Origin of the sequence: Pseudomonas sp. Leaf58 (assembly GCF_003627215.1) — a bacterium.
Lineage (GTDB): Bacteria > Pseudomonadota > Gammaproteobacteria > Pseudomonadales > Pseudomonadaceae > Aquipseudomonas.
Map to the genome: position 1 here is coordinate 794,745 of NZ_CP032677.1, position 25,395 is coordinate 820,139.

The following is a 25,395-nucleotide window of genomic DNA, read 5'->3' on the forward strand; positions in this document are numbered from 1 at the left end:
AAGAAAAAGGGGGCGATTGTACTGCATCCAGGGAGGAGGATTTCACCCCTTGGTCTGTATTGAGCGATAACCTTGAGCCTTATAGGGGGTCGCTGGCCCCTTCGCAGGTAAACCCGCTCCTACACAAGCGAGCTTGCCCGCGAAAGAGCCGGTACAGGCAATAAAATCCGCCGACCAGTTGCGGCACTCGAATGCCAACAGCGTTAGAATGGCCAATTGTTTTTGCCCCTCGGAACCCCGCAACGTGCTCACCGAACCCCGTCGCCGCGCCTACCTTTCCGCCATGCAGGTGGTGCACTGGCTGCCGCGCGCCGAACTGCCGTTCGCCGCACCGTCGCGGCCCGAGCTGCTGCTGCCGGTAGCGCCGCTCGAGGACATCGATTTCGAGGTCAAGCCGGCACCGGCTACCACCGCCGCCCCCGCCACGCCCCAGGCGCGCGGCGGCGAGCGGCCGAAAATCGAGATCCCGCGCCCGGTCAGTGCGCCCAAGCCAGTTGCCAAACCCGTCGAAGCCGAGGAGCAGGCCGCGCCCCCGCGCCCGGCCCCTGTGCCACCACCGCGTTTCTCGCTGCAGCTGCTGCGTGCCGGCAACTGCCTGCTACTGGTGGAGCTGGCGACCGGCCAGCCGTTCCAGAGCCGCGACCCGTCCTACCTGCTGCTCAAAGACATGCTGCGCGCCGCCGGGCTGCCCGACGCCCCGCAGATCATCGGCGAACCGGTGCGCTGGCCGCTGCTGGTGCGCGGCAACATGGACCAGGGCCCGGAGGCGGCGCGCGATTTCGTCCAGGGCTTTGTCCAGGCGCGCCTGGAAGACGCCCCCTGCACCTGCCTGTGGCTGATTGGCCTGCCGGCGCTGCGCTTTGCCGCCAATGCCGACGCCGAAGCCTATTACCAAACCCTGAAGCTCGGCGGCCTGGGCGACGCCTGGGCCTTGCCGGGCCTTGAACTGTTGATGGACGAGCCGCAGCGCAAGGCGGACGTCTGGAAAGCCATGCGCCAGCTGATGGCGCGCTGGAAGAGCGTTGAATGAGTGAATCGATCAGCTTCCGCCCAATGACCGAGGCGGATCTGGATGCCGTGCTTAAGATCGAATATGCCGCGTTCAGTCATCCCTGGACCCGTGGGATCTTTCAAGATGCGCTCAAATCGTACGAAGTCTGGCTGATGTTCGACGGCCAGCAGCAAGTGGGCCATGGCGTGATCAACGTGATCATCGACGAAGCGCACCTGCTCAACATTACCGTCAAGCCGGAAAACCAGGGCCGCGGCCTGGGCCTGCGCCTGCTGGAGCACCTGATGGCTCGGGCCTACCAGCTCAATGGCCGCGAATGCTTCCTGGAAGTGCGCGCCAGTAACCAGTCGGCCTATCGTTTGTACGAGCGCTACGGTTTTAACGAAATCGGCCGCCGCCGCGACTATTATCCGGTTGCTGGCGGTCGTGAAGACGCCCTGGTGATGGCCTGCACCCTATTCGCCGAGTGACCTTGCGGGCGCGGCCCTGTCACCCAGGCAAACCCTGATGAGGCAACGACCATGCACGACCTGCAGGAACTGATCGACAACAACGCCCGCTGGGCCGACGCGATCAACCAGCGCGACCCCGATTTCTTCGCCAAGCTGGCCCGCCAGCAGACCCCGGAGTTCCTCTGGATCGGCTGTTCTGATGCCCGCGTGCCGGCCAACGAAATTGTCGGCATGCTGCCGGGCGACCTGTTCGTCCACCGCAACGTCGCCAACGTGGTACTGCACACTGACCTCAACTGCTTGTCGGTGATCCAGTACGCGGTAGAGGTGTTGAAGGTGCGGCACATCCTGGTCACCGGCCACTACGGTTGCGGCGGTGTGCGCGCCGCCATGCAGGACCGCCAGCTGGGCCTGATCGATGGCTGGCTGCGCTCGATTCGCGACCTGTATTACGAAAAGCGTGGCGAACTGGCCAAGCTCGACAGCGAGGAGGCCAAGGTCGACCGCCTGTGCGAACTGAACGTGATCCAGCAAGTGGCCAACGTGGCCCACACCAGCATCGTGCAGAACGCCTGGCACCGTGGCCAGGAGCTGTCGGTGCATGGCTGCATCTATGGCATCAAGGATGGCCGCTGGAAGAGCCTGGACACCACCATCAGCGGCTTCGCCCAGTTGCCTCCGCAATATCGCTTGCGGGCATTGGAGTAGCAAGCCCGCACGGGCCTTGTAAGGGCGTATAGCAGTCTCTATACAGGGAGAGTAAAGGGATGAAAAAACTGCTCCTGGCAGCAGGCCTCCTGCTAGCGGCCACAACCCATGGCGACGAACGCGACTTGTGGATGTTCGCCCAATGGGCTGGCGACCATCACACCCGTCCTTTCCGTGAAATGCTGGTGGATGCCCGCCTTTACGGCGTAGTGCCGATCCATCAGTTGCTGCGTTCGGCCTCGGACTGGAAGGTGTGCCGTGCGTCGCCGTTTGCCGTGCCGCCTGCCAGCAACTGGCCAGCCGTGCGCTCGACCCTCTCGCTGATCAAGACGCTGGACGAGCAGGGCATGCTGCGCCAGTTCGAGGTGGTTTCGGCCTACCGCGACCCACGCCTGAACAGCTGCGCTGGCGGGGCAGCCAACAGCGCCCATACCCGGGCCTTCGCCGTCGATATCCTGTTACCTGGCTGGGCGGACCCCAACCCACTGTGCCGTTTCTGGCAACAGTATGGCCAGGCTTGGAACATGGGTTTGGGCCGTTATCCCTCCGGGCGTATTCATGTCGATACCGCGGGCTATCGCACCTGGGGCGGTGACGGCAGTTCGGGCTCGTCGTTCTGTATCAAGCCCAAGTGAGCCAGGCAGTCGCGGCATTCGCCCTTCACCCAGGCGGCGAAGCGCTGGCGCTTGCCGCCGTCTGCCACCGGCTGGGGGCTGAGTAGATGGTAGGCCGAACCGTCGCGCACAAAGCCGAACGGTGCCTGCAACTGCCCACTGTCGAGTTCGTCACGCACCATCAGGGCTGAGGCCATGGCCAGGCCCAGGCCGGCGCTGGCAGCTTGGATCGACAAGTAGAAGTGCTCGTAGTCGCTGCGCTCGGTGTGCCGCGCTTGCTTACCGCTCAAGCGCAGCCAGGTGGCCCAGGCACTCGGGCGGGTGCTGCTGTGCAGCAGGCGCTGGTGGTCGAGTTGGGGGCGGGCGGCGGGGTGGCATACCGGGCCGATCCATTCGTCACACATTTTCAGGCTGTACAGCTGATTGCCCCAGTGGAAGTCGTCGCGGCGAATGGCCAAGTCGACACCGCTGCGGGCGAAGTCCAGCGCCCCGCCGGCCGCCACCAGGTGCAACTGCAGGTCGGGGTGGGCGGCGTGGAACCGGGGCAGGCGCGGGATCAGCCAGCGCATGGCGATGGTCGGCTCGCAGGACAGTACCAGCACATTGTCACGCGCCTGTTGCTGCAGGCGCTGCACGGCGCCTTCGAGCTGCTCGAAGATTGCTTGGGTAGTGCCCTGCAGGGCACGGCCGGCCGGGGTAAGGAAAATGGCCCGGTTGCGGCGCTCGAACAGTTCCACGCCAAGGCTTTCTTCAAGCAGGCGCACCTGGCGGCTGACCGCGCCGTGGGTCACATGCAGGTGCTCGGCGGCGCGTACGAAGCTCTCGGTTTGGGCGGCGATGTCGAAATAGCGGAAGGTGTTGAGGGGGGGCAGTTTCATGGCATTTGTGTTGCCAGTGCCGGCCTCTTCGCGGGCAAGCCCGCTCCTACAGTGATATCTGTGGGAGCGGGCTTGCCCACGAAGAGGCCGGTAGCGGCACTTCACCTCTGTGAAAAAAACGAGCAGATATAGCCCACTATAAATCGATTTTTACCCACCCATAAGCACTCGATAATCCCCCGGTCTGTGCATTTTCATCACCTATCGAGAGCCCTCAGCATGACCGAACTCATCGCCGTCGCCCTGTTCACCCTGCTCGCCGTCATCAGCCCCGGCGCCGATTTCGCCATGGTCACCCGCAGCAGTTATGCCCAGGGCCGCAAGGCCGGGTTGGCTGCCGCCGTGGGTATCGCCCTAGGGGTGCAGGTGCACGTGTTGTATACGGTGCTGGGCATTGCGCTGATCATCAGCCAGAGCCCGGCGCTGTTCCTGAGCATGAAAGTGCTAGGGGCGGGTTACCTGATCTACCTGGGCTACCAGTCGCTGACCAACACCCAGCGCATCAGCCTCGACGGGGTCGCCCCATCCGCTGCCAGCGTGCTGCAGGCCCTGCGCACTGGCTTTCTGACCAATGCGTTCAACCCCAAGACGATGTTGTTCGTGATCAGCGCTTACACTCAGGTGGTACAACCCGGCAGCCCGTTGATGCTGGATTTTGCCTACGGCGCTTTCATGTCCGTGGCCCACTGGTTGTGGTTCAGTCTGGTGGCGGTGTTGTTTTCCAGCACCGCACTGCGCAAAGCAATGATCGAGCGGCAAACACTGGTGGACCGTGTGATCGGCCTGGCGCTGATCGGGCTTGGCCTGGCGGTGGCAGTAACCGGCATGCGTTGATCACGGCTGGCTGAGCGCTGTGGGGGCGAAGTAAACAGGGAGGTATCTAGCCTGGAGTATTTTTCGCAGGCAAAGAAAAAGGGCTTACCTTGCGGTAAGCCCTTCGTCTTGTTTGGTGGCTACACAGGGACTTGAACCCCGGACCCCAGCATTATGAATGCTATGCTCTAACCAACTGAGCTATGTAGCCGATGGCGCGCATTATTCCCTTGAGCGGCCCCCCTGTCAACACTCATTTCAAAAAAAATTTGCACGCATTCAAAAACTTAGCGGTCAGGCTCGGTTTCTACCTTTGCTCTAGGGACGGCCAGTGGCTTACAGGCGCCGTCGAGCGATAAAAAAGCTAGCTATGTATCTATTAGTATCCCGATAATTGGATCCCAAACTGCGGATGGAGATCCAGGCACATGGCTACCAGTAGCGCCTCCACGGCAACCACCAGTGCGGCAGCGAGCCAAGCCACGCCGCTGGTGATGCGCATCATCGGTTTCTGCGCCCTGGCGCACCTGATCAATGACCTGATCCAGTCGGTGCTGCCGGCGATCTATCCGATGCTCAAGGCCAACTACGACCTGAGCTTCGCCCAGATCGGCATGATCACCCTGACGTTTCAGATCACTGCCTCGCTGCTGCAGCCTTGGGTGGGCTTTTTCACCGACCGCCGACCGGCCCCGAACCTGCTGCCGTTGGGCACCCTGTGCACCCTGGTCGGTATCGTCATGCTGGCCTTCGTCGGCAGCTTCCCGATGATCTTGCTGGCCTCGGCCCTGGTGGGTATTGGCTCGTCAACCTTTCACCCGGAAACTTCACGCATTGCACGGTTGGCCTCGGGCGGGCGCTTCGGCCTGGCCCAATCGACCTTTCAGGTGGGTGGCAATACAGGTTCCGCGCTGGGCCCGCTGCTGGCGGCGGCCATCGTCATTCCGTTCGGTCAGACCCACGTAGCCTGGTTCGGCCTGGCCGCGCTGTTCTTCCTCGGCGTTACCCTGATGCTGCGCGGCTGGTACAAGGAACACCTCAGCCAGGCCAAGGCGCGCAAGGCGGTGCAGGCCACCCACGGCATTTCCCGCAGGCGCGTGATCGCGGCGCTGATCGTGTTGGGGCTGCTGGTGTTCTCCAAGTACTTTTACATGGCCAGCTTCACCAGCTACTTCACCTTCTACCTGATCGAGAAGTTCGAGGTGTCGGTGGCCAGTTCGCAGTTGCATCTGTTCCTGTTCCTGGGCGCGGTGGCGGCGGGTACCTTCTTTGGCGGGCCGATCGGTGACCGCATCGGCCGCAAGGCGGTGATTTGGTTCTCGATCCTGGGCGTGGCGCCGTTCACCCTGGCGCTGCCGTATGCCGACTTGTTCTGGACCACGGTGTTGAGCGTGGTGATCGGCTTCATCTTGGCATCGGCGTTTTCCGCGATTGTAGTGTATGCACAGGAGTTGGTGCCGGGTAGCGTGGGCATGATCGCCGGTGTCTTCTTCGGGCTGATGTTCGGCTTTGGCGGCATTGGCGCGGCGCTGCTGGGGTATGTGGCGGACCTGCGTGGCATCGAATATGTCTATGGGCTGTGCTCGTTCCTGCCGTTGCTCGGGGTGCTGGCGGTGCTTTTGCCTTCTACCGATAAACGCTGATATCACCGGGGCTGCAAAGCAGCCCCGACGATTGACGACCTGACACCCTTGGCCTAGAGTGCCGCCTCTTTTTCCAGCCACCTGTGTAGTAGCCAAAGCAATGCGCCGTACCCAGTCCCTCCCAAACACCCGCCAGCCTGCTCTCCAGGCACTGCGTCGTGCGTGGCCGAGCGACACGGTGCTCAAGCGCCGCCGCAGCGTATTGTTTGCCTTCACCTTCTCGCCACACCTCGGCTGAATTGATCTGCGCTTTCGCGACGCGCGCCATTGCGGCGTGCGCGCCTGTGTCTGCACGTCTTTTCGGTTTGCAAGGAGTGGTACATGAACATGCGTTTGCTGGCGGGCCTATTGTTCGCCGTTTCGGTCGTGGGTTTCAGCCTGGGGGCCAGCCTGCCACTGGTGTCGTTGCGCCTGCATGAAGCAGGAGCGAGCACCCTGGAAATCGGCATCGTCTCGGCTATCCCCGCCGCCGGCATGATGCTATCGGCGTTTCTGGTCGATGCCTGCTGCCGCCACTTCACCCGGCGCACCCTCTATTTGCTGTGCTTCAGCTTGTGCACGGTGAGCATTGCCTTGCTCGAGTCGGCGTTCGGCACACTGTGGCTGCTGGCGCTGTTGCGCCTATGCCTGGGGCTTGGCATGGGGATCGCCATCATCCTTGGCGAGTCGTGGGTCAACGAACTGTGCCCAGAGCACAGCCGTGGCAAGATCATGGCGCTGTACGCCACCAGCTTTACCGGCTTCCAGGTGCTCGGCCCGGCCATGCTGGCGGTGCTGGGCGCCGATAGCCCGTGGATCACCGGGGTGGTCACCGCCTGCTATGGCTTGGCGCTGCTGTGCATCGTGCTGACCGTGCCCAACGACTATGTCGAACATGCAGAGGACGAAAAGAGCTTCGGCCTGGCGGGGTTCTTCCGCGTGGCGCCGGCGTTGTGCGTGGCGGTGCTGTTCTTCTCGTTCTTCGATGCCGTGGTGCTGTCGCTACTACCGGTGTATGCCACCAACCATGGCTTTGCCGTGGGCGTGGCGGCGCTGATGGTGACCGTGGTGTTTGCCGGCGACATGCTGTTCCAGCTGCCGCTGGGCTGGTTGGCCGACCGGGTGGAGCGCACCGGGCTGCACCTGGTGTGCGGGTTGCTGGCGATGTCGATTGGTATTGGCTTGCCCTGGCTGCTGAACATGACCTGGCTGTTGTGGCCGTTGTTGGTGCTGCTGGGGGCAGTGGCGGGGGGCATCTATACGCTGGCCCTGGTGCTCATTGGGCAGCGCTTCAAGGGGCCGGACCTGGTTACCGCCAATGCCAGTGTGGGCTTGCTGTGGGGCGTGGGTAGTTTGGTCGGGCCGTTGGTGAGCGGTGCGGCGATGGATGTGGCGCCGCATGGTCTACCGATGGCGCTGGCGCTAATGGCCGGGTTGTTTGTGTGCTTTGCCCGGCAGTCGTACCGGCGCGCGGGGCGCTTGCGGGCGTTGGCGGACTGACGTTTGGCGCTGCTGCGCAGTCTTTTGGCCACGTCGGCCTGCTAGCAATTTGCCGCGCAAGAACCGGCGTTTACTGGCTAAACGGCTGCGCTAAGCTGGACCTGCAAGCTACTTGGAGGTGCCATGATTCTGACCGACCTTTCCCCTGACGCGTACCGCGAAGCTAGCGAACACCTGGCAGCGCTCGACCCGGACTGGTCGCGGCACATCGCGGCGACCGGGCCTTGCTTGCACCAGGCCACGCCGGGGCGTGAGCCTTACGAGGCGTTGGTGCGGGCGATTGCCTACCAACAGCTGCATGCCCGAGCCGCCGAGGCGATTCTTGGGCGGTTGCTGGCGCTGTTCCCGCAGGGGGCGTTTCCCCGCCCAGAGCAGTTGTTGGCGGTAAGCTCGGAAGCACTGCGCGCCTGTGGTTTTTCCGCCAGCAAGATGGCAACCATTCAGGGCATTGCCCAGGCCCGCCAGGAGGGCTTGGTGCCGACTCGGCAAGAGGCACTGGCCATGGCCGACGAGGCCTTGATCGAGCGCCTGGTGGCGTTGCGCGGGGTAGGGCGCTGGACGGTGGAGATGCTGTTGATTTATTGCCTGGAGCGTTCGGACATCCTACCGGTGGACGATTTTGGCGTGCGCGAGGGGTATCGGCGGCTGAAGGGGCTGGACAAGGCGCCGACGCCAGCGCAGATGCGTTCGCTGGGCGCTGGCTGGCGGCCTTATCGCACCGTGGCGGCCTGGTACCTGTGGCGGGCTTGAGGTTTTTGCATGGCCTGTACCGGCCCTTTCGCGGGCGTGCCCGCTCCCACAGGTACAGCGCGCTTCTCAAAGCAGGCACGATCCCTGTGGGAGCGGGCAAGCCCGCGAAGAGGCCGGCACTGGCAACAACCTATCTGGACACTTACCAATGAACCCCTACACCACCCCCGACCAACGTTGGCAAGCCGTAGAGGCCCGCGACACCGCCGCCACCGGCCACTTCGTCTACGCCGTGCGCACCACCGGTATCTACTGCCACCCCGGCTGCAAATCACGCCTGGCTAAGCGCAGTAACGTCGAATTCTACGAAACCCCCAGCGCCGCCGAAGCCGCCGGCTATCGCGCCTGCAAACGTTGCGCTGGCAACCCCCGTGGCTGCACCACCCGTCACAGCCAATTGGTCACCCGCGCCTGCCGCCTCATCGAAGCCAGCGACCCTGCGCCCAGCCTCAGCCAGCTCAGCGCCCAACTGGCCGTCAGCGCCTTCCACCTGCACCGTCTGTTCAAGGCCGAAACCGGCGTTACCCCCAAGGCCTACGCCACGGCCTACCGCGCCCGGCGCCTGCGCGCGCACCTGGAAGACGGCCAGCGCTCGGTCACCGATGCCATCTACGACGCAGGCTACAACTCCAACAGCCGCTTCTACCAAAACGCCGACCAGCGCCTGGGCATGCGCCCCCGGCAATACCGCGCCGGTGGTGCCGGGGCCACCATCCACTTCGCCCTCGGCCAGTGCTCACTGGGCGCAATCCTGGTGGCCCAGAGTGCCAAAGGCATCTGCGCGATCTTGCTGGGCGACGACCCAGAGGCCCTGTTGCATGACCTGCAGGACCAGTTTCCCAAGGCCCAACTGATCGGCGGCGACAGCGCCTATGAACGGCAGGTCGCTGAAGTGGTGGGGTTTGTCGAGGCCCCGGCGCTGGGCCTGGCCCTGCCGTTGGACGTGCAAGGCACGGCGTTCCAGGAGCGGGTGTGGCAGGCCCTGCGCGAGGTGCCGGCCGGTAGCCGGGTCAGCTACAGCGACATCGCCGAGCGCATCGGCGCACCCAAGGCCGTGCGCGCGGTGGCCATGGCCTGCGCGGCCAACCACATCGCGGTGGCCATCCCCTGTCATCGGGTGGTGCGCCGGGACGGCGACATCAGCGGCTACCGCTGGGGCGTCGAGCGCAAACAGCAATTGCTCACGCGAGAAACGGCACTCTCCTGATCGCCTGAAGCCGCGTAGAATCCACCGCCAGATCGAATTGTATAGAGGAATATTCGATGAGGCGTGTAAGCCTTGCCCGTTATTGCCCAGGCCTGATGGCCTTGATGCTGGCGCTTGCCAGCCCGGCCTGGTCGGCCCCGGCCACGCCGTTGTCCAACCTGGCGGTTGCCGAAGCGCCCGTGCTGGATGAAAACGCCAGCTTCGAGCAGCTGAGTGAGCGCCTGGACCAGATCCGCCAGGGCGTTACCAGTGATGCCAACGACGACCTACTGTCGCAGTTGCGCCTGGGCGCAATGCAGGTTCAGCGCCAGGCCGATGCATTGAGCGCCCTGCGCACCGCAGACGTGGAAAAACTCGAGGACAAGCTCAAGGTCATTGGCCCGGTCCAGCCGGACGAGGCCGCTACCCTGACCCAGCAGCGCAAAGAGCTGGAGGCCGAGAAGAAGGCCTTGGTAACCCAGCAGGACCAGGCGATAAAACTGACTCAGTCGGCCCGCGACCTGTCCACGCAAATCGTCAACCTGCGCCGCAGCCAGTTCAACTCACAGATCACCAGCCGCGCGGCCTCGCCGCTGAGTCCGGCGTTCTGGCAGAGCATCATTCGCCCCACCCAGGACGATGTGGCGCGCCTGCGTGATCTGCGTGGCGAGGCGGTCGATGCCATTGGCAGTGCTTTCAGCGCCGAGCATCGCTGGCTGTTCATTACCAGCCTGGTGGCAGCAATCCTGGTCTGGACCCTGGTGCGTGGCCTACTTGAGCGCGTGCTGGCCAGTGCCATGGTCAGCTGGCTGCCCGAAGGCCGCCTGCGTCGCAGCGCGTTGGCATTGGGCGTGAGCCTGGCAACCTTGGGTACTATCGCCGGTTCGGTTTCGTTGCTGCGTTGGGGGCTGGAGAGCAGCGCCGAGCTGGGCTCCGATATTGCAAGCCTGGCCAACCATGTGCTCGCCCTGGTGGTGTTCAGCGCCTTCATCACGGGCTTGGGCCGGGCGATGCTGATGCTGCAGCGCCCCTCCTGGCGCCTGCCGCCAATTCACGACGACGTGGCTAGCGCGCTGGGCTGGTTCCCCAAGGTACTGGCGTTGGCACTGATGGTCATGATGACCATGGAGCGCATCAACAGCGTGATCGGCGCCAGCCTGGCGCTGACCGTGGCGGTCAACGGCCTGACCGCGCTGGTGGTGGCGATAACCTTCGCCGGGGCGCTGCTGCGTTACCGCCGTACTCTGCGCAAGCATGACCTGGAGCGCCCCACGGGCCTGGCCGGGCTGATCCCGTTCCTGATGGTCATCTGGTTGACGCTGATCCTGCTGGCTCTGCTTGCCGGCTACCTGACGCTCGCCTACTTCCTTACCGCCAAGCTACTGTGGGTCAGCCTGGTGGTCACCTGTGCCTACCTGCTGACCACCTTCCTTGGCGACCTGTGCGAAACCCTGCTGTCGCCGCGCCAGCCCGGTGGCCTGGCGCTGGCCTCGACCCTGGGCCTGGCGCCACGCCACCAGGCGCAGGCCAGCACCATCCTGGCCGGCATCGGCCGCACCGTGGTGCTGTTCCTGGCGCTGTTGCTGGCATTGATGCCGTCGGGCACCAGCCCCAGCGAACTGCTGCTGAGCCTGGGCGACTGGGATGGCACCGGTGGCAAACTGCTCGGCAACATGAACATCGTCCCGCAGGACATCCTGTTGGCGGTGATCATGTTCCTTGGCGGCCTGTTCGCCATCCGCGTGGTCAAGCGCTGGCTGAGCGATCGCCTGCTGCCGGAAACCGACATGGACGCCGGCATGCGCGCTTCGCTGGTGACCTTGGTGGGTTACCTGGGCTTCATCTTCCTGGCCATGTTGGTGATGTCGACCCTGCGCATCAACCTCACCAGCCTGACCTGGGTGGTCAGTGCCTTGTCGGTGGGTATCGGTTTCGGCTTGCAGCAGATCGTGCAGAACTTTATCTCCGGCCTGATCCTGCTGACCGAGCGCCCGGTGAAGGTGGGCGACTGGGTCAGCCTGGCAGGCGTCGAGGGCGATATTCGCCGCATCAACGTGCGCGCCACCGAGATCCAGATGTCCGACCGTTCGACGGTGATCGTGCCCAACTCGCAATTCATATCCCAAAACGTGCGCAACGTGACCATGGGCAATGCGCTGGGCGTGGTGGGCATTACCCTGACCTTGCCGCTGGAAACCGATGCCAACCATGTGCGTGAGCTGTTGCTGACGGCGTACCAGGAGCATGAGGCGATTCTGGATGCGCCGGCCACATCGGTGTCGTTCAAAGACCTGACCACCAGTGGCATGGTGATCGGTGTGAGTGGTTATGTGGCGGGGCCGCGGCAGGTTTCGGGCACCCGTAGCGACCTGTTGTTCACCATCCTTGGGCGGTTGCGTGACGAAGGTATTGCCCTGTCTTCACCGCAGAGCATGGTGCTGGTGCAAGAGGGCACGCGGCCGGCCGGGGAGTCGGTGTAAGTGCCGGGGGCGCAAAGCGCCCCCAATTGCCTCAATGCTGTTTGGCCTGCCGATCAAAGTGACCTGCCGGTGATACATTTCCAGTGACAGTTATTGGCTGAAGGTAGCCGACATCTACTGGGAAATAGCGCATACAGTGGCTGGCCTGGATAGCGAAGAGCAGGGGAACACCGAATGCAGCCCACACTGAATACACCACAGTTGCAGCTTCGCCCGCTTGCCCAGCGCGATGCGTCTGCCATCGAGCGTTTGCTGCAGGACCGGGAAATCGCCCAGATGACCTCGCTCATTCCCTTTCCATACCCGCCCGGCCTGGCGAGCACCTGGATTGGCCAGCACCCCCAGCTCTGGGCGACCAGGGAAGGGGCGGTGTGGGGCATCTGCTGCCGCACTGAGGGAACCCTGATGGGGGTGATTTCGTTGCGCGGGCTAGGCGGGGCAGCCCCCGAGTTAGGGTATTGGCTGGGCAAAGCTTTCTGGGGCAGCGGCCATGCCACGCAAGCTGCCAGGCGAGTTTGCCGCTATGCCATTGATGAGTTGCAGATTCATGCCTTGGCGGCCAGTTGCCTGCATCGGAACATTGCTTCTGCCAAGGTCTTGAGCCGGGTGGGGTTTCAGGTGCTCGGGCTGGGGTTCGAGTTGCTCGACAACAAGCCGGGTTATGAAGCCGTGGTATATCACCGCCTGGAGTAGGGGCGGCCAAATGCCCGGCGCGGGCTTTTCTGCGCCTGTGAGGTCGAGCACCGCCCGCGCGGCGCTCGATCTCACAGGCGCAGAAAATCTATCGACGAACCCTCAGCCCAAACACCGTGTCACGTGTTTCACCGACTGATAGGCCGACAACCCCCAAGGCCCCAGCTCACGCCCAATCCCGCTGCCCTTGGTGCCGCCCCACGAGGTCTCGACGAACACCGCCTGCACCGAGTTGATCCACACATGGCCAACCTCCAGCGCATCGGCTACCCGCTCGGCGCGCGCCAGGTCGGCGCTGCACACCGTCGCTACCAGCCCGAAGCGGCTGTCGTTGGCCTCGGCAATCGCCTGTTCCTCGGTGGCAAAGCGACGCGCGCACAGCACCGGGCCAAAGATCTCCTCACTCCACAAACGGCTGCTTTTGGGGACTTCGGCATACAGCGTCGGGCTGACGAACCAGCCGTCACGGTCCAGCGCTCTGCCGCCGACCAGGCATTGCAAACCTTCTTCCCGCGCGGTAGCAAAGTAGCCGGCCACCTTCAACCACTGCGCCTGGCTGGTCAGCGGCCCCATCGCGACCTCTTCGGTCAGCGGATTACCCACGCGCAGGTTTTCCAGTGCCGCTTGCAAGCGTGGCAACAGGGCATCGGCAATGCCGTCTTGCACCAGCAGCCGCGAAGTAGCCGAACACATTTGCCCAGCGTTCCAGGTAATGCCAGCAACGATCCACTCCACCGCTTGGTCGACATCGCAATCATCGAACACCACGATCGCCGACTTGCCGCCCAGCTCCAGTGTCACCGGCCTGCACTGCACCGACGCGCTGCGCATCACTTGGCTGCCGACACTGTTGCTACCGGTGAACGACAGCTTGTCCAGGCCGTTGTGGTTGCTCAGCGCGGCGCCGGTCTCGGCCTTGCCGTTGACGATGTTCAACACGCCCGCCGGCAGGCCCAGGCTGTCGGCAATGTGGCCGTAGGCCTGTTCGATCAGCGGGGTGATTTCTGAAGGTTTGAGCACCACAGTGCAGCCCGCCGCCAGTGCTGGGGCGAGCTTCCATGCGCTGGTCACCAGCGGGAAGTTCCACGGCACGATCAGGCCCACTACACCTACCGGCTCCAGGCGGGTGCGCGCGCTGAAGCCCGCCGCTGCCAGCGGTACCTCACGGTTTTTCGACGGCAGTTGCTCGGCCAGTTCGGCGTAGTAGCTGAAGGTAGCGATGGCGTCATCCAGGTCGATTTCCGCCTCGTGGCGGGGCTTGCCGCTGTTGCGCATCTGCAAGGTGATCAGCGCTTCGCGGCGCTGGTCGAGCTGCTCGGCAAAACCGCGCAGGTAGGCAGCACGCTCGCTGGCGCTGGTGGCTTTCCAGGCGGGCAGGGCGGCGCGGGCGGCGGTCACGGCTTGGTCGACCTGGGCGATGCTCGCGGCCATCAGTTCGGCGAACGGTTGGCCCAGCGCAGGGTCGTTGACGCGGATGCAGTCGCTGCCTTGGCCTTCGACCCAGCGGCCGGCGATGTAGTGGGAAGTGGTCATGGTCGTTTCCAGTCAGGCCATTTCGGCAGTGGTTACCGGCGTGTGCGTGGTGCTTTTGCAACGCACCCAACGCGGGCCTTGGGGGCCGTACACGCCAGCAGGTTCGGGGAACAGATTGAGCAGCACCAGGTACAACAGGCCGGCCAAGCCCAGGGTTACCGGCAGGCTCAGGTCGATGCCGCCGGCCAGGTCGCCCAGCGGCCCGACGAACTGCCCGGGCAGGTTGACGAAGCACAGGCCGACTGCCGCGCTGGGGAGCCACGCCCCCATGCCACGCCAATTCCAGCCATGCAGGAACCAGTAGTGGCCACCGCGCTGGCCGCGGGTGAATACCTGCAGGTCATCGGCATGGTAGAAGCCGCGGCGGGTGACCAGGCCGAGGATCATGATCACCATCCATGGGCTGGTGCAGGTGATGATCAGCACGGCGAAGGTCGACACGCTCTGTACCAGGTTGAAGGTGAAGCGGCCGATGAAGATGAAGCCAATCGCCAGCACGCCGATCAACAGCGTGGCGCCAGCACGGCTGAGCAGCCGCGGGAACACGCTGGACATGTCCAGGCCAGTGCCGTACAGCGCGGTGGTGCCGGTGGACATGCCGCCGATCACGGCAATCAGGCACACCGGCAGGAAGAACCAGCTAGGCGCCACCGCCAGCAGGCCACCGACGTAATTGTTGGCAGCGATGTAGTCCGGGGCCTGGGTCGCCACCAAGGTGGCTGTGCACAGGCCAAACAGGAACGGGATCAACGTTGCGCCCTGCGCCGCGATCACTGCCAGCATGATGCGCGACTTGGGCGTTTTTCGCGGGATGTAGCGCGACCAGTCGCCTAGGAATGCACCGAACGACACCGGGTTGCTCATGGCCAGGATCGCCGCACCGACGAACGCCGCCCAGAAGCCCGCCTGGCCGAGGTTGACGCTGCCGGCGTAGCCCGCATCGAACGGCCCGGCAAAGGCCACGATGCCCAGCAGGAACAGCAAGCTCGAGGCCCACACGGCAATCTTGTTGACCCACAGCATGAAGCGGAAACCGAAGATGCACACCACCAGTACCAGCACCGCGAACAAACCGTAGGCCAGGCCCAGGGTCAGGTCGGTTTCCGGCAGGCCGGCCAGGCGCTTGGCGCCGCCGACCAAGGCATCGCCCGAACTCCACACCGACAGCGAGAAGAACGCCACCGCCGTGAGCAGTGACAGGAACGACCCGACGATGCGCCCGTGCACGCCAAAGTGCGCGCCCGACGACACCGCGTTGTTGGTGCCATTGAGTGCGCCGAACAGGCCCATCGGCGCGAGGATCAACGCACCCACGCCGACGCCGAGCAGAATTGCCCATACCCCCGCCTGGAACGACAGCCCGAACAGCACCGGGAAGCTGCCCAGCACCGCCGTGGCAAAGGTATTGGCGCCGCCGAAGATCAGGCGGAACAGGTCCAGCGGGGTGGCGTCGCGTTGATCGTCAGGGATCTGTTCGACGCCGTTGGTCTCGATACCGGTCGAGTGGCTCATGCTGATGCTCCAGCGCGGTTGTTGTGGGCCGGCGCAGTGCGCGGGCCTTCTTGTGGGTGCGATGGCAGGGCGGCAGGGCCGCGTAAAAGGGCGATCAGGCCGGCGATACGACCGACAGGTGCTCGTGGCAGGCCAGCCATTGTTCGCCGTGGCGGCGGAAAACGATGGTCTCGCGTTCGCTCAGCTGGTGTTCTTCGCCGGCGACACGGATGTGCGTGGCCACGTCATGCATGAAGATCGCCATGTCCCCTTGCAGGCTCACCTGGGCATTGCCCGATTCGCAGGCGAGCACGGCAAAACCGTCGGCCTGCCACTGGGCCCAGAGTTCCTCGTAGGCACGGCGCGACAGCAGGGGTTGCGGCAAGGTGTGGAAAAGGAAGCTGGCGTCTTCGCTGAAACAGGCGAAGTAGCGGGCGGTGTCGTTGCTGGCGAATGCGGCAACGAGGTCGGCGGCGGCTTGCCGTACCTGGAGTGTCTGGTCCACGGGAGTGGCCTCACGGTTTTTGTGATTGTGGTGAAGCGATTCTGGTGGCGCTTGGCGAGGAGAAAAATCGCTCAGGGCAAATAATCAGTTCAGGAATTTGTGAAGTGATGGCTGCGCTTTCTTTACCCTCGCGCGATCGGTGGATTAAGGTGGCGGCTGTTCCCTACGGGCTGCAGGCAATGAGCAATTACCACCCAGCGCTGACGGTGACACCCCGCATTCTGGCCTTGGTTGCCGAGATCAGTGAGCAAGTGGGGTTGTTGACTGCCTACCGCGATGCCACGCTGACGCCGCAACTGCGCCGAGGCAATCGTATTCGCACCATCCAGGCATCGCTTGCCATAGAGAACAACACCCTGAGCGTGGAGCAGGTCACCGCCTTGCTGGATGGCAAGCGGGTTTTGGGGTTACCGCGCGAGATCCAGGAAGTCCGCAACGCGTTCGCGACCTACGACGCAATGCCCAGCTGGCGCGCCGAGTCACAGGGCGATCTGCTTGCTGCGCACGGCATGCTGATGCATGGGCTGATAGATGACGCCGGCCGCTACCGGCGCGGTGGTCTGGGCATCTATCGGGGCTCTCGGCTGCTGCATATGGCGCCACCGGCCAGCCGGGTGGCGACACTGGTGCAGGATTTGTTGCATTGGCTTGCCAACAGCGATTGGCACCCGCTAATTGTGAGCTGTGTATTCCACTACGAGTTTGAATTCATCCACCCGTTTGCTGACGGTAATGGGCGGATGGGGCGACTGTGGCAGACGCTGCTGCTGAGCCAGTGGCGGCCGGTGTTGGCATATCTGCCGGTAGAAACCGTTATCCGTGAGCAGCAGGATGCGTATTACGTTGCGCTGGCCGCGGCCGACCAGGCTGCTGAAGCAACCCCATTTGTCGAGTACATGCTCGAAGCTTTGCTGCGAGCGCTTGTCGAAGCAGAAGAGAGCGACCAAGTAACCGACCAAGTAACCGACCAAGTAGCGAGTCTCTTGAAGGTGCTCCCCGCGGGTGTTGCTTTGAAGAGCAGCGAGCTGATGGGCCAGTTGGGCCTTTCGCACCGGGCCACGTTCCGTAAGAGCTATTTGCACCCGGCCCTTGCTGCAGGCTTGATCGAAATGACCGACCCCGAATCACCTCGCAGCCCAAAACAGCAATATCGGCGGGTTGTAAGGTAGGTTTCGCGCTGTGCATCCTGTGGGCGTCGGCTTGCCTGCGCAGCATGCAACGTGGTGCGTGGCACCGGCTTCGCCGGTGTTCGCGGGCATGCCCGCTCCCACAGGGGGCAGTGTCTGCAACGTCTGCTGTCGTTGGCAACGTACCTTGTTCACCCTGGTCGTGGTGACCGTACTGGCGCTGCCCATCAACATCATTGCCGGCTTCTTCGGTATGAACGTCGGTGGTGTGTGCTGGTGGGGCGCTGGGCGTTTCGCAAGCGGCGTGAATAATAGCCCCCGACTGACGGTCCTTCTCTTCTTCCATCCTTGCCTACGCTGATAATCCCAACCCGCTCAAGCAAGGAAATCTGTCATGGCCTTCCAATACAAGCGTCTGGACAAGAACAACGCTGCGGTGCTGCTGGTCGACCACCAAACCGGCCTGCTCTCGCTGGTAAGGGACATCGACCCCGACCGCTTCAAGAACAACGTCCTGGCCCTGTCGGACCTGGCCAAGTACTTCAAGCTGCCGACCATTCTTACCACCAGTTTCGAGACCGGCCCCAACGGCCCGCTGGTGCCCGAACTGAAAGAGCAGTTCCCAGATGCCCCGTACATCGCCCGGCCCGGCAACATCAACGCCTGGGACAACGAGGACTTCGTCAAGGCGGTAAAGGCTACCGGCAAGAAGCAGCTGCTGATCGCCGGTGTGGTCACCGAAGTGTGCGTGGCATTCCCGGCACTGTCGGCGCTGGAGGAGGGCTTCGAGGTGTTCGTCGTCACCGATGCCTCCGGCACCTTCAACGAGCTAACCCGTGACTCGGCCTGGCGGCGCATGGAGGCGGCCGGGGCGCAGCTGATGACCTGGTTCGGCGTAGCCTGCGAGCTGCACCGCGACTGGCGCAACGACATCGAAGGGCTGGGAACGCTGTTCGCCAACCATATTCCGGACTACCGCAACCTGATGACCAGCTACAACAAACTGGCCAAATAACCCGACCTCAAGGCCACCGCATACCCTGTGGGAGCGGGTAAACCCGCTCCCACAGTCTTCCGAGCAGCCAACAGTACTTCGCAGAATCAATGGTTTAGAAGCAAATGCTGGCGAAACCACAAGCGAAGCGGCAAAGCGCCATGGATCGACCATACTCACTCTTCAATCGCCCTTAGGAGAGTGCCATGTCGAAGTCGTCCAGGAAGAAAGACTCTGAAGACCCATTGGAAAAACTGGGCGGCAAGGCCTACGAAAAAGAACTCAAGCAACTGCATGTGGAACTGGTGAAGTTGCAGGAGTGGGTGGTCGCCAAGGGCCTGAAGGTGTGCATCGTCTTCGAGGGCCGCGACGGCGCTGGCAAGGGCGGCACCATCAAGGCCATTACCGAGCGCGTCAGCCCGCGAGTGTTCCGGGTGGTGGCGCTGCCGGCACCGACCGAGCGAGAAAAAACCCAGATGTACCTGCAGCGCTATGTGAGCCATCTGCCTGCTGCGGGTGAAGTGGTGATCTTTGATCGCAGCTGGTACAACCGTGCTGGGGTCGAACGGGTGATGGGTTTCTGCTCGCGCGAACAGGTCCAGAGGTTCCTCGAGGGCGTGCCGCTGTTCGAGAAGGTCATGGTCGAGTCGGGCATCATCGTCATCAAGTACTGGCTTGAGGTCAGCGCCGAAGAGCAGACTCGGCGCCTGCAGGACCGAATAAATGACGGCCGCAAGCTGTGGAAGCTGTCGCCGATGGACCTTAAGTCCTACACCCGCTGGGATGACTATACCCAGGCCCGCGATGACATGTTCGCCGCGTCGGATACCGCCTGGGCGCCCTGGTTCATGGCCCACTCCGACGACAAGCGGCGTGCCCGGCTGAACATCATCAGCCACATGCTCAGCCGCATCCCCTACAAGGACATCACCCAGGACCAGGCGGTGAAACTGCCCAAGCGCGGCAAGATCGGCAAGTACCAGGCCGTGGCCTACCCGTTCAAGGTCGTTGACCAACGTTTCTGATCCCTTCCCTGCGGGGAGCAGCGAGGGTGTGAGCCTATGCCACATGATGGCAGCCTGTTGCAGGCGACGGTGGTGTTCCTGCTGGCCGTGGTGCTTTTGGTGCCGTTGGCTCAGCGTTTGAAAATGGGGGCGGTGCCGGGCTACCTGTTGGCCGGCATGTTGATCGGCCCCTCGGTTCTGGGCCTGCTTAACAACCCAGACAACGTCGCGCGCCTGTCGGAGATGGGCGTGGTGATGCTGTTGTTCGTCATCGGTCTGGAGCTTTCACCACGGCGTTTATGGACCATGCGCCGGGCGCTGTTTGGCATCGGCAGCTTGCAGGTGGGGCTGACAGCCGTGCTGCTTGGCCTGCTGGCGTACTGGCTGTTCGGCCAGTCGAAGCCTGCTGCCATCGTACTGGGGCTGGGCCTGGCGTTGTCGTCCACCGCGTTTGGCCTGCAGGTGCTGGCCGAACGCAAGGACCTGGGCAAGCCGCACGGCCGCCTGGCGGTGGCCATTCTGTTGTTCCAGGACATTGCCGCCATCCCACTGATTGCCGTGGTGCCGTTGCTCGGTGGCAACGTCAGCACCGCCGACGAAGGCGCCTGGCCGGTGCTGGCGGTGATGGCGGGTATCGGCGTGGTGATTGTCTTTGGCCGTTATCTGTTCACCCCGGTGTTCAAATGGACAGTCGGCTCTGGCTTGCCCGAACTGTCGACCGCTACCGCTTTGCTGGTGGTACTGGGCACTGCCTGGGTGATGGAGCACGTCGGCGTTTCCATGGCGCTAGGGGCATTCCTGGCCGGGGTGCTGATGGCCGAGTCGCCTTTTCGCCACGAACTGGAAACCCAGATCGAACCGATCAAGGGCCTGTTGCTGGGGTTGTTCTTCGTGGGGGTGGGCATGAGCGCCGACCTGCGCTTGCTGTTTGGCATGCCGTGGGTGGTGTTGGCGCTGACGCTGCTGTTGGTGGTCGTGAAGCTGCCGCTGTTGTATGGCTTGGGGCGCATGGCTGGCGGGCTCAACCCTTCTCAGGCGCTGTGCCTGGGTGTGGTGTTGGCGTCTGGTGGCGAGTTCGCCTTCGTGGTGTTCAAGCTGGCGCTTGACCATCAGGTGCTGGCGCAACAGGTGCATGACCTGTTGGTGCTGGCCATCACCTTGTCGATGGCAGTAGTGCCCTTGGTAATGATGGCCCTGGCGCGCCAGTTGCGTGACGACAGCCCAACGCAGGCAAGCCCTGAGACGAACCACTGAATCGCGCCGACGGCGCACTCATGTATTGAGGTGAAGCATGCAGCCGAGTTTCAAGCTGGACAGCGCCCTGTCACGGGGCTTGCTCGATGTGCTCATCAAGGCCGGCCTGGTGGCGGCCCTGGTTATTTTTGCCTTCCAGACGTTCCAGCCGTTTCTGGAGTTGATGCTGTGGGGGGTGATCCTGGCGGTGACCTTGTACCCGTTGCATCGCCGCATTCAGCGTCGTACAGGGCTCAAGGACGGGCTTTCGGCGACGTTGGTGGTGTTATTGGTACTGGTCGTGCTGCTGGTACCGATCTACCTGGTGGTGATGTCTATCGGCGAATCGGTGGACAGCTTGGTGACCTTGCTTAAAAGCGGCGCCTGGAGCGTGCCGGTACCCCCTGAGTCGGTGGCGACCTGGCCTTTGATCGGGCCAAAAGTGTATGCCTTATGGCTGGCTGCCTCGGAAAACCTGGCCAATGTGCTGAACCAGTGGATGCCCCAACTCAAAGGTGCCGGGCGCACGGTGCTGGGGGCCGCGGCGAGTGCCGGCGGGGCGTTCCTGCTGTTCTTCGGCGCGATCATCATCTCTGGGGTGATCATGGCTTTCGGCGACCGCGGCGAGATTGCTGCGCAACGCATTGCCATCCGGGTATCAGGTGAGGAGCGGGGCAAGCCGTTGGCCAACCTGTGTACCGCCACCATTCGCGCGGTGGCCCAGGGCGTGATTGGCATCGCCTTCATCCAGATGCTGCTGATTGGCGTTGGTTTCGTGATCAAAGGGGTGCCGGGGGCCGGGATGCTGGCCATCGTCATCCTCATGCTGGGGATTGCCCAGGCTCCCGCCACGTTGATTACCGTACCGGTGATCATCTATGTGTTCAACGTCGAGGGCTTCACCGTAGTGACCATCATCTTCGCCATTTACACCTTCGTCGCCGGGCTTGCCGACAACGTGCTCAAGCCATTGTTGCTGGGGCGCGGGGTGGACGTGCCGATGCCGGTGGTGCTGATTGGGGCACTGGGCGGCATGGTGGTCAAAGGCATCATCGGCTTGTTCATTGGCCCGGTGATTCTTGGCGTGACTTATGTGCTGTTCTGGCAGTGGGTGGCGCTGCAGGTGCCAGAAAACCCCGTCGAACCGACGGCGTGAGCTAAGGCCTGCCATGCCCGGACGCGTCTATGGTTGTGCCCTGAGCCTGGCTGCCCTGTTGGTGGGGTGCACCCAGGTCGGCCCGGATTTCCAGCCGCTGCAGGACCCTTGGTTGCACAACTGGCACACGCCGCTGCTGGAGCAGGCCGGGCAGCAGGCCGCGGCGCCCGACCTGCGCCAGTGGTGGGCGGTGTTTGCTGACCCGGCCCTGGATGCGCTGATTGCTGAGGCCGACGCCAACAACAGCAATCTGCGCGTGGCCGGCTTGCGCATTGCCGAGGCGCGCGCCCAGTTGGCCATCGTGCAGACCGGGCGTTACCCACAGCTGCAGCAACTGCGCGCCCAGAGCCTGTACCTGAAGCAGGACCAATCGGGCATCGCCAGTGCCCGCGATTCGGTGTTCTGGCAATCCAGCGTGGGCTTTGACATCGGCTGGGAAATCGACTTCTGGGGGCGCTTCAGCCGCGCCATCGAAAGTGCCGATGCTGTCTACTTCGCCTCTCAGGCCAACTACGCCGATGCCATGTTGCTGTTACGGGCGCAGGTGGCCGACACCTATTTTGCCCTGCGCACCGCCGAGGCGCGGCTGGCTATTGCTGAAGAAAACGCCCGCCGCCAGGCACGCAGCCTGGAGATTACCGAGCGGCTGTTCCGCCATGGCGAGAATGACGAACTCGACTGGCAACAGGCGCGCACCCAATACCTGGCCACCCAAGCCACCATCCCCGAGTTCCAGAACCAGCTCAACGCCCTGCGCAACGTGCTGTGCTCACTGTTGGGCCGCCCACCCGGGCCGTTGCCACAGCTGGATGCAGGCCACGGCCAGCTGCCGTTGCCCGACCGCGCAGTGCTGCAGGACGTGCCTGCCAACCTGTTGCAGCGCCGCCCAGACATCCGCGCCGCCGAGCAAGCGGTGGCGGCGCAGTCGGCGCTGGTCGGGGTGGCCGAGGCCGACCTTTATCCACAGCTGAGCCTGCTGGGCAGCATTGGCTGGACCTTGGTTACGGCCAACCAGCTGCCCAACACCTTCGACGTCGCTGCCGGGCCCAGCCTGCTCTGGAACCCGTTCGACTACGGCCGGCGCAAGAATGCCGTGCGCGTGGAAGATGCCCGCTTGCAGCAATTGATCGAGTTGTATCACCAGGGCGTGCGCGAAGCCGCCCGCGAGGCCGACGATGCCGCCAGTGGGCTGGTGCGCTCGCTGCAGAGTGCGAGCATTCGCGAGCAGGCTTCGCAGGCTGCGCAGCGCTCGCTGAACCTGGCCAGCTCGCAGTACCGCGAAGGCTTTGCCGACTTCCAGCGGGTGCTCGACGCCCAGCAACTGTTGCTGCAGCAACAGGACGGCTACCTGGTCAGCCGCGGCAATGCTGTCAGCAGCCTAGTGACGTTGTACAAGGCCCTGGGTGGTGGTTGGGACGCCAGCCGCGCGCCGATCGACCCGGCCACGCGCCAGCAAATGCAGCAACGGACCGACTGGGGCGAGCTGCTCGACGAGCCAGCCCCCAGCGCACACGCACAAGGTGAAACGAAATGAGTGACGCTGCGCCAACGCCGCCCCCGCCAGCCCCCGATCGCGGCATGCTCTGGGTGCTGCTGCTGATTGCTGTGAGCCTGTTCTGGTACCTGCTGGCCGACCGCTTCACGCCCTACACCCAGCAGGCGCGCCTGCAGGCCTACGTGGTACCGGTGAGCGCCGAAGTGGCCGGGCAGGTGAAGCGTGTGGCGGTGGGCAATAACCAGGAAGTTCGCCAGGGTGATGTGCTGTTTGAGCTGGACCAGGAGCAGTACCGCATCGCCCTAGGCCGTGCCGAGGCCGACCTGGACACGGTGCGCCGGCAGATCGGCGCCCACACCGCCGGGATCGACTCGGCCCAGGCCGCGCTGGTGGCAGCCCAGGCCAATGAGCGCAAGGCGCGGCAGGACGCCGAGCGGCTCAAGCGCCTGATCGATGAAGACCCGGGCACGGTGTCGGTGCGCCGCCTGGAAGGCGCCCAGGCCAGCCGCGACCAGGCCATCAGCCAGGTCGCGGCAGCCCGTGCCGAAGTGGAACGGGCCCGAGAACAGCAGGGTGGGGCGCAGGATGACAACGCGCAACTGCGCAGCGCCGCGGCCAATGTCGAAAAGGCCCGCCTCGACCTGGCCCGCACCGTGGTGCGCGCCGACGCCAACGGGCTGATCACCGACCTGCGCACCGACGTTGGCCACTATGTCGGGGCCGGCAGCCCGATGATGACCCTGATCGCTATCCATGACGTGTGGATAAGTGCCGACATGACCGAGAACAACTTGGGCCGCTTGCGCCCTGACACGCCGGTGCTGGTCGTGCTCGATGCGCTGCCTGGCACCGTGTTGAAAGGGCGTATACGCAGCATCGGGTACGGCGTCAGCGTGGGCCAGGGTAACCCACCGGGCACGCTGCCGACCGTACAGAACAGCCGCGAGTGGCTGCGCTCGGCGCAGCGCTTCCCGGTGATCGTCGAACTGGAGCGTGAGCAGTTGCAAGACAAGACCGGGCTACGGGTTGGTGGCCAGGCCGAGGTCATGGCCCTGCCCAGTGAAGGCAACCCGCTGAACCTGCTGGGCCGGTTGTTCATGTGGCTGATGAGCTGGCTGTCGTATGCCTATTGAGTTGCGCCGCCTGCGCGCCCTGCGCCTGGCCTGGGGTGTGGCGCTGTGCCTGGCGGTGAGCTTTGGCATCGGCCTGCCGGTGCCGATCCTGGCACCGGTATTCGCGGTACTGTTGCTGGCCATGCGCAGCCAGCCTTTACCTTTGCGTGCGGCCCCGGCCTTGGCGGTACTGGTGCTGCTCAGTTGCGGCAGCGGGCTGTTGCTGATTCCGTTGCTGCGGCATGCTCCGGTGAGCGGGGTATTGCTGGTGGGGGTGGGTGTTTTCTTGACCTTGCGCTACGCGCTGATGGGCGGCAACGGCCTGTTGGCGAACCTGCTGGTGGTCGGCCTGACCATGATTGCCGCCGCCGGTACCAGCGACTTTACCCTGGCCCTGTCGGTGGTCGAAGCGCTGGCTAAGGGCATGCTGCTGGCGGTGCTGGGCAGCGCGGTGGCGCATGTGCTTTTTCCAGAGCCTGCCGATGCGCCGGCGCAACCGGTGCCGCCGCTGCTTGGCAGCGAGCATGTCAGTTGGGTGGCGTTGCGCGCCACGCTGATCGTGATGCCGGCGTTTCTGTTGGCGTTGATTGCCCCCGACTCGTACATGCCGCTGATCATGAAGGCCGTGAGCCTGGGGCAGCAGGCCGGCGAAACCCGCGCCAGGCATGCCAGCCGTGAGTTGATTGGTTCGACCTTGCTTGCCGGCTTGTTGGCGATATTGCTATGGGGCGCGTTGAGCCTGTTCGTGCACCTGTGGATGTTTTTTTTGTGGGTGTTGTTGTTCGTCCTATGGCAGGGGCGCCGGCTTTACCGAGCGGTGCAGACCGGGCAAAGCCCGGCGTACTGGGTAAGTTGCCTGACTACCATGCTGATTTTGCTGGGGCAGTCGGTGCAGGACAGTGCAGGGGGGCAGGATGTGTACCGCGCCTTTGCGGTGCGCATGGCGCTGTTTTTGGCAGTGTCGGTGTATGCCAGTGCCATGCTGATCTGGATGGATCGGCGTCGGGTTCGGACTGCCTAGCGCTCCTGCACCGGCC

The 25,395-nt window shown here is 63.8% G+C and carries 23 protein-coding genes, 1 tRNA gene and 1 pseudogene; 20 read left to right on the top strand and 5 right to left on the bottom strand.

Annotated features, from left to right (window positions below; genetic code table 11):
* The first annotated feature begins 244 nt into the window (after window positions 1-244).
* Genes DV532_RS03685 through DV532_RS03700 form a run of 4 tightly spaced genes read left to right on the top strand, consistent with a single transcriptional unit; the run spans window position 245 to window position 2,807 of the window.
* Window positions 245-1,030, top strand: a complete 786-nt coding sequence (locus DV532_RS03685; protein WP_056796699.1) for a hypothetical protein — start codon at window positions 245-247, stop codon at window positions 1,028-1,030.
* Window positions 1,027-1,482 (top strand): ribosomal protein S18-alanine N-acetyltransferase, encoded by a 456-nt coding sequence (gene rimI, locus DV532_RS03690; protein ID WP_056795425.1) that lies wholly within the window; start codon window positions 1,027-1,029, stop codon window positions 1,480-1,482. Before DV532_RS03685 ends, rimI begins: the two co-directional genes overlap by 4 nt.
* A 51-nt stretch (window positions 1,483-1,533) precedes the next feature.
* Window positions 1,534-2,172 (top strand): carbonate dehydratase, encoded by a 639-nt coding sequence (gene can / locus DV532_RS03695; protein ID WP_056795429.1) that lies wholly within the window; start codon window positions 1,534-1,536, stop codon window positions 2,170-2,172.
* 59 nt (window positions 2,173-2,231) lie between these two features.
* On the top strand, window positions 2,232-2,807 hold the full coding sequence (locus DV532_RS03700; RefSeq protein WP_056795431.1) for a D-Ala-D-Ala carboxypeptidase family metallohydrolase: 576 nt from the start codon (window positions 2,232-2,234) through the stop codon (window positions 2,805-2,807).
* Here DV532_RS03700 and DV532_RS03705 read toward each other — a convergent pair.
* Window positions 2,747-3,664: a LysR substrate-binding domain-containing protein gene (locus tag DV532_RS03705; protein ID WP_056795433.1), complete on the bottom strand. Its 918-nt coding sequence runs from the start codon at window positions 3,662-3,664 to the stop codon at window positions 2,747-2,749. The genes DV532_RS03700 and DV532_RS03705 overlap by 61 nt on opposite strands.
* A 219-nt stretch (window positions 3,665-3,883) precedes the next feature.
* Here DV532_RS03705 and DV532_RS03710 point away from each other — a divergent pair, with 219 nt between their 5' ends.
* Complete coding sequence (locus DV532_RS03710) at window positions 3,884-4,498, top strand: LysE family translocator (RefSeq protein WP_056795435.1); 615 nt, start codon at window positions 3,884-3,886, stop codon at window positions 4,496-4,498.
* Window positions 4,499-4,611: 113 nt separating this feature from the next.
* On the opposite strand, the gene DV532_RS03715 is transcribed toward DV532_RS03710, so the two are convergent.
* Window positions 4,612-4,688 (bottom strand) — tRNA-Met (locus DV532_RS03715).
* Between the two features lie 217 nt (window positions 4,689-4,905).
* On the opposite strand from DV532_RS03715, the gene DV532_RS03720 reads away from it, so the two are divergent.
* The 6 genes from DV532_RS03720 to DV532_RS03745 all read left to right on the top strand — a co-directional run bounded on the left by DV532_RS03720 (window position 4,906) and on the right by DV532_RS03745 (window position 12,708).
* On the top strand, window positions 4,906-6,120 hold the full coding sequence (locus DV532_RS03720) for an MFS transporter (protein WP_056795438.1): 1,215 nt from the start codon (window positions 4,906-4,908) through the stop codon (window positions 6,118-6,120).
* 321 nt (window positions 6,121-6,441) lie between these two features.
* Complete coding sequence (locus DV532_RS03725) at window positions 6,442-7,599, top strand: MFS transporter (RefSeq protein WP_056795441.1); 1,158 nt, start codon at window positions 6,442-6,444, stop codon at window positions 7,597-7,599.
* A gap of 123 nt (window positions 7,600-7,722) precedes the next feature.
* Window positions 7,723-8,349 carry a DNA-3-methyladenine glycosylase gene (locus DV532_RS03730; RefSeq protein ID WP_056795443.1) on the top strand — a complete coding sequence of 209 codons (627 nt, stop codon included), beginning with the start codon at window positions 7,723-7,725 and terminating at the stop codon, window positions 8,347-8,349.
* A 148-nt stretch (window positions 8,350-8,497) separates the two neighbouring features.
* Window positions 8,498-9,556, top strand: a complete 1,059-nt coding sequence (ada, locus tag DV532_RS03735) for a bifunctional DNA-binding transcriptional regulator/O6-methylguanine-DNA methyltransferase Ada (protein WP_056795445.1) — start codon at window positions 8,498-8,500, stop codon at window positions 9,554-9,556.
* Window positions 9,557-9,612: 56 nt separating this feature from the next.
* Window positions 9,613-12,015, top strand: a complete 2,403-nt coding sequence (locus DV532_RS03740) for a DUF3772 domain-containing protein (RefSeq protein WP_056795447.1) — start codon at window positions 9,613-9,615, stop codon at window positions 12,013-12,015.
* A gap of 174 nt (window positions 12,016-12,189) precedes the next feature.
* Window positions 12,190-12,708 carry a GNAT family N-acetyltransferase gene (locus tag DV532_RS03745; protein ID WP_056795450.1) on the top strand — a complete coding sequence of 173 codons (519 nt, stop codon included), beginning with the start codon at window positions 12,190-12,192 and terminating at the stop codon, window positions 12,706-12,708.
* A gap of 102 nt (window positions 12,709-12,810) precedes the next feature.
* Here the strand turns inward: DV532_RS03745 and DV532_RS03750 are convergent, their stop codons facing one another.
* The 3 genes from DV532_RS03750 to DV532_RS03760 all read right to left on the bottom strand — a co-directional run bounded on the left by DV532_RS03750 (window position 12,811) and on the right by DV532_RS03760 (window position 16,237).
* On the bottom strand, window positions 12,811-14,241 hold the full coding sequence (locus DV532_RS03750; protein WP_056795453.1) for an aldehyde dehydrogenase family protein: 1,431 nt from the start codon (window positions 14,239-14,241) through the stop codon (window positions 12,811-12,813).
* A 12-nt stretch (window positions 14,242-14,253) separates the two neighbouring features.
* Window positions 14,254-15,753 carry a cytosine permease gene (locus tag DV532_RS03755; RefSeq protein ID WP_056795455.1) on the bottom strand — a complete coding sequence of 500 codons (1,500 nt, stop codon included), beginning with the start codon at window positions 15,751-15,753 and terminating at the stop codon, window positions 14,254-14,256.
* Window positions 15,754-15,847: 94 nt separating this feature from the next.
* On the bottom strand, window positions 15,848-16,237 hold the full coding sequence (locus DV532_RS03760; protein ID WP_056795457.1) for a nuclear transport factor 2 family protein: 390 nt from the start codon (window positions 16,235-16,237) through the stop codon (window positions 15,848-15,850).
* A gap of 179 nt (window positions 16,238-16,416) precedes the next feature.
* Between DV532_RS03760 and DV532_RS03765 the strand changes: the two genes are divergently transcribed.
* The 9 genes and pseudogenes from DV532_RS03765 to DV532_RS03805 all read left to right on the top strand — a co-directional run bounded on the left by DV532_RS03765 (window position 16,417) and on the right by DV532_RS03805 (window position 25,379).
* Window positions 16,417-17,406, top strand: coding sequence for a Fic family protein (locus DV532_RS03765; RefSeq protein ID WP_056795460.1), 990 nt, complete (start codon window positions 16,417-16,419; stop codon window positions 17,404-17,406).
* A gap of 139 nt (window positions 17,407-17,545) precedes the next feature.
* Window positions 17,546-17,676: pseudogene (locus DV532_RS30810) on the top strand (CorA family divalent cation transporter); the annotation flags it as partial.
* An 82-nt stretch (window positions 17,677-17,758) separates the two neighbouring features.
* A complete protein-coding gene (gene ycaC, locus DV532_RS03775) occupies window positions 17,759-18,379 on the top strand; it encodes an isochorismate family cysteine hydrolase YcaC (protein WP_056795463.1) in 621 nt (206 codons plus the stop codon).
* 185 nt (window positions 18,380-18,564) lie between these two features.
* On the top strand, window positions 18,565-19,383 hold the full coding sequence (gene ppk2, locus DV532_RS03780) for a polyphosphate kinase 2 (protein WP_056795466.1): 819 nt from the start codon (window positions 18,565-18,567) through the stop codon (window positions 19,381-19,383).
* A 36-nt stretch (window positions 19,384-19,419) separates the two neighbouring features.
* Window positions 19,420-20,616, top strand: a complete 1,197-nt coding sequence (locus DV532_RS03785) for a monovalent cation:proton antiporter-2 (CPA2) family protein (protein WP_056795467.1) — start codon at window positions 19,420-19,422, stop codon at window positions 20,614-20,616.
* A gap of 37 nt (window positions 20,617-20,653) precedes the next feature.
* Window positions 20,654-21,751, top strand: a complete 1,098-nt coding sequence (locus tag DV532_RS03790) for an AI-2E family transporter (RefSeq protein ID WP_056795469.1) — start codon at window positions 20,654-20,656, stop codon at window positions 21,749-21,751.
* Between the two features lie 13 nt (window positions 21,752-21,764).
* Complete coding sequence (locus tag DV532_RS03795) at window positions 21,765-23,285, top strand: efflux transporter outer membrane subunit (protein ID WP_056795472.1); 1,521 nt, start codon at window positions 21,765-21,767, stop codon at window positions 23,283-23,285.
* Window positions 23,282-24,379, top strand: coding sequence for an HlyD family secretion protein (locus DV532_RS03800; RefSeq protein WP_056795475.1), 1,098 nt, complete (start codon window positions 23,282-23,284; stop codon window positions 24,377-24,379). Before DV532_RS03795 ends, DV532_RS03800 begins: the two co-directional genes overlap by 4 nt.
* A complete protein-coding gene (locus DV532_RS03805; protein ID WP_056795476.1) occupies window positions 24,369-25,379 on the top strand; it encodes a DUF2955 domain-containing protein in 1,011 nt (336 codons plus the stop codon). Before DV532_RS03800 ends, DV532_RS03805 begins: the two co-directional genes overlap by 11 nt.
* Window positions 25,380-25,395: the final 16 nt, after the last annotated feature.

Excerpts from the sequence above, each read along its gene's own strand:
- rimI (WP_056795425.1), top strand. The coding sequence starts at position 1,027 with ATGAGTGAATCGATCAGCTTCCGCCCAATGACCGAGGCGGATCTGGAT.
- DV532_RS03805 (WP_056795476.1), top strand. The coding sequence starts at position 24,369 with ATGCCTATTGAGTTGCGCCGCCTGCGCGCCCTGCGCCTGGCCTGGGGT.
- DV532_RS03795 (WP_056795472.1), top strand. The coding sequence starts at position 21,765 with ATGCCCGGACGCGTCTATGGTTGTGCCCTGAGCCTGGCTGCCCTGTTG.
- DV532_RS03750 (WP_056795453.1), bottom strand. The coding sequence starts at position 14,241 with ATGACCACTTCCCACTACATCGCCGGCCGCTGGGTCGAAGGCCAAGGC.
- DV532_RS03800 (WP_056795475.1), top strand. The coding sequence starts at position 23,282 with ATGAGTGACGCTGCGCCAACGCCGCCCCCGCCAGCCCCCGATCGCGGC.
- DV532_RS03745 (WP_056795450.1), top strand. The coding sequence starts at position 12,190 with ATGCAGCCCACACTGAATACACCACAGTTGCAGCTTCGCCCGCTTGCC.
- DV532_RS03765 (WP_056795460.1), top strand. The coding sequence starts at position 16,417 with ATGAGCAATTACCACCCAGCGCTGACGGTGACACCCCGCATTCTGGCC.
- DV532_RS03700 (WP_056795431.1), top strand. The coding sequence starts at position 2,232 with ATGAAAAAACTGCTCCTGGCAGCAGGCCTCCTGCTAGCGGCCACAACC.
- DV532_RS03785 (WP_056795467.1), top strand. The coding sequence starts at position 19,420 with ATGCCACATGATGGCAGCCTGTTGCAGGCGACGGTGGTGTTCCTGCTG.
- DV532_RS03705 (WP_056795433.1), bottom strand. The coding sequence starts at position 3,664 with ATGAAACTGCCCCCCCTCAACACCTTCCGCTATTTCGACATCGCCGCC.
- DV532_RS03730 (WP_056795443.1), top strand. The coding sequence starts at position 7,723 with ATGATTCTGACCGACCTTTCCCCTGACGCGTACCGCGAAGCTAGCGAA.
- ycaC (WP_056795463.1), top strand. The coding sequence starts at position 17,759 with ATGGCCTTCCAATACAAGCGTCTGGACAAGAACAACGCTGCGGTGCTG.
- ada (WP_056795445.1), top strand. The coding sequence starts at position 8,498 with ATGAACCCCTACACCACCCCCGACCAACGTTGGCAAGCCGTAGAGGCC.
- DV532_RS03790 (WP_056795469.1), top strand. The coding sequence starts at position 20,654 with ATGCAGCCGAGTTTCAAGCTGGACAGCGCCCTGTCACGGGGCTTGCTC.
- DV532_RS03725 (WP_056795441.1), top strand. The coding sequence starts at position 6,442 with ATGAACATGCGTTTGCTGGCGGGCCTATTGTTCGCCGTTTCGGTCGTG.
- DV532_RS03740 (WP_056795447.1), top strand. The coding sequence starts at position 9,613 with ATGAGGCGTGTAAGCCTTGCCCGTTATTGCCCAGGCCTGATGGCCTTG.
- DV532_RS03720 (WP_056795438.1), top strand. The coding sequence starts at position 4,906 with ATGGCTACCAGTAGCGCCTCCACGGCAACCACCAGTGCGGCAGCGAGC.
- DV532_RS03755 (WP_056795455.1), bottom strand. The coding sequence starts at position 15,753 with ATGAGCCACTCGACCGGTATCGAGACCAACGGCGTCGAACAGATCCCT.
- DV532_RS03710 (WP_056795435.1), top strand. The coding sequence starts at position 3,884 with ATGACCGAACTCATCGCCGTCGCCCTGTTCACCCTGCTCGCCGTCATC.
- ppk2 (WP_056795466.1), top strand. The coding sequence starts at position 18,565 with ATGTCGAAGTCGTCCAGGAAGAAAGACTCTGAAGACCCATTGGAAAAA.
- can (WP_056795429.1), top strand. The coding sequence starts at position 1,534 with ATGCACGACCTGCAGGAACTGATCGACAACAACGCCCGCTGGGCCGAC.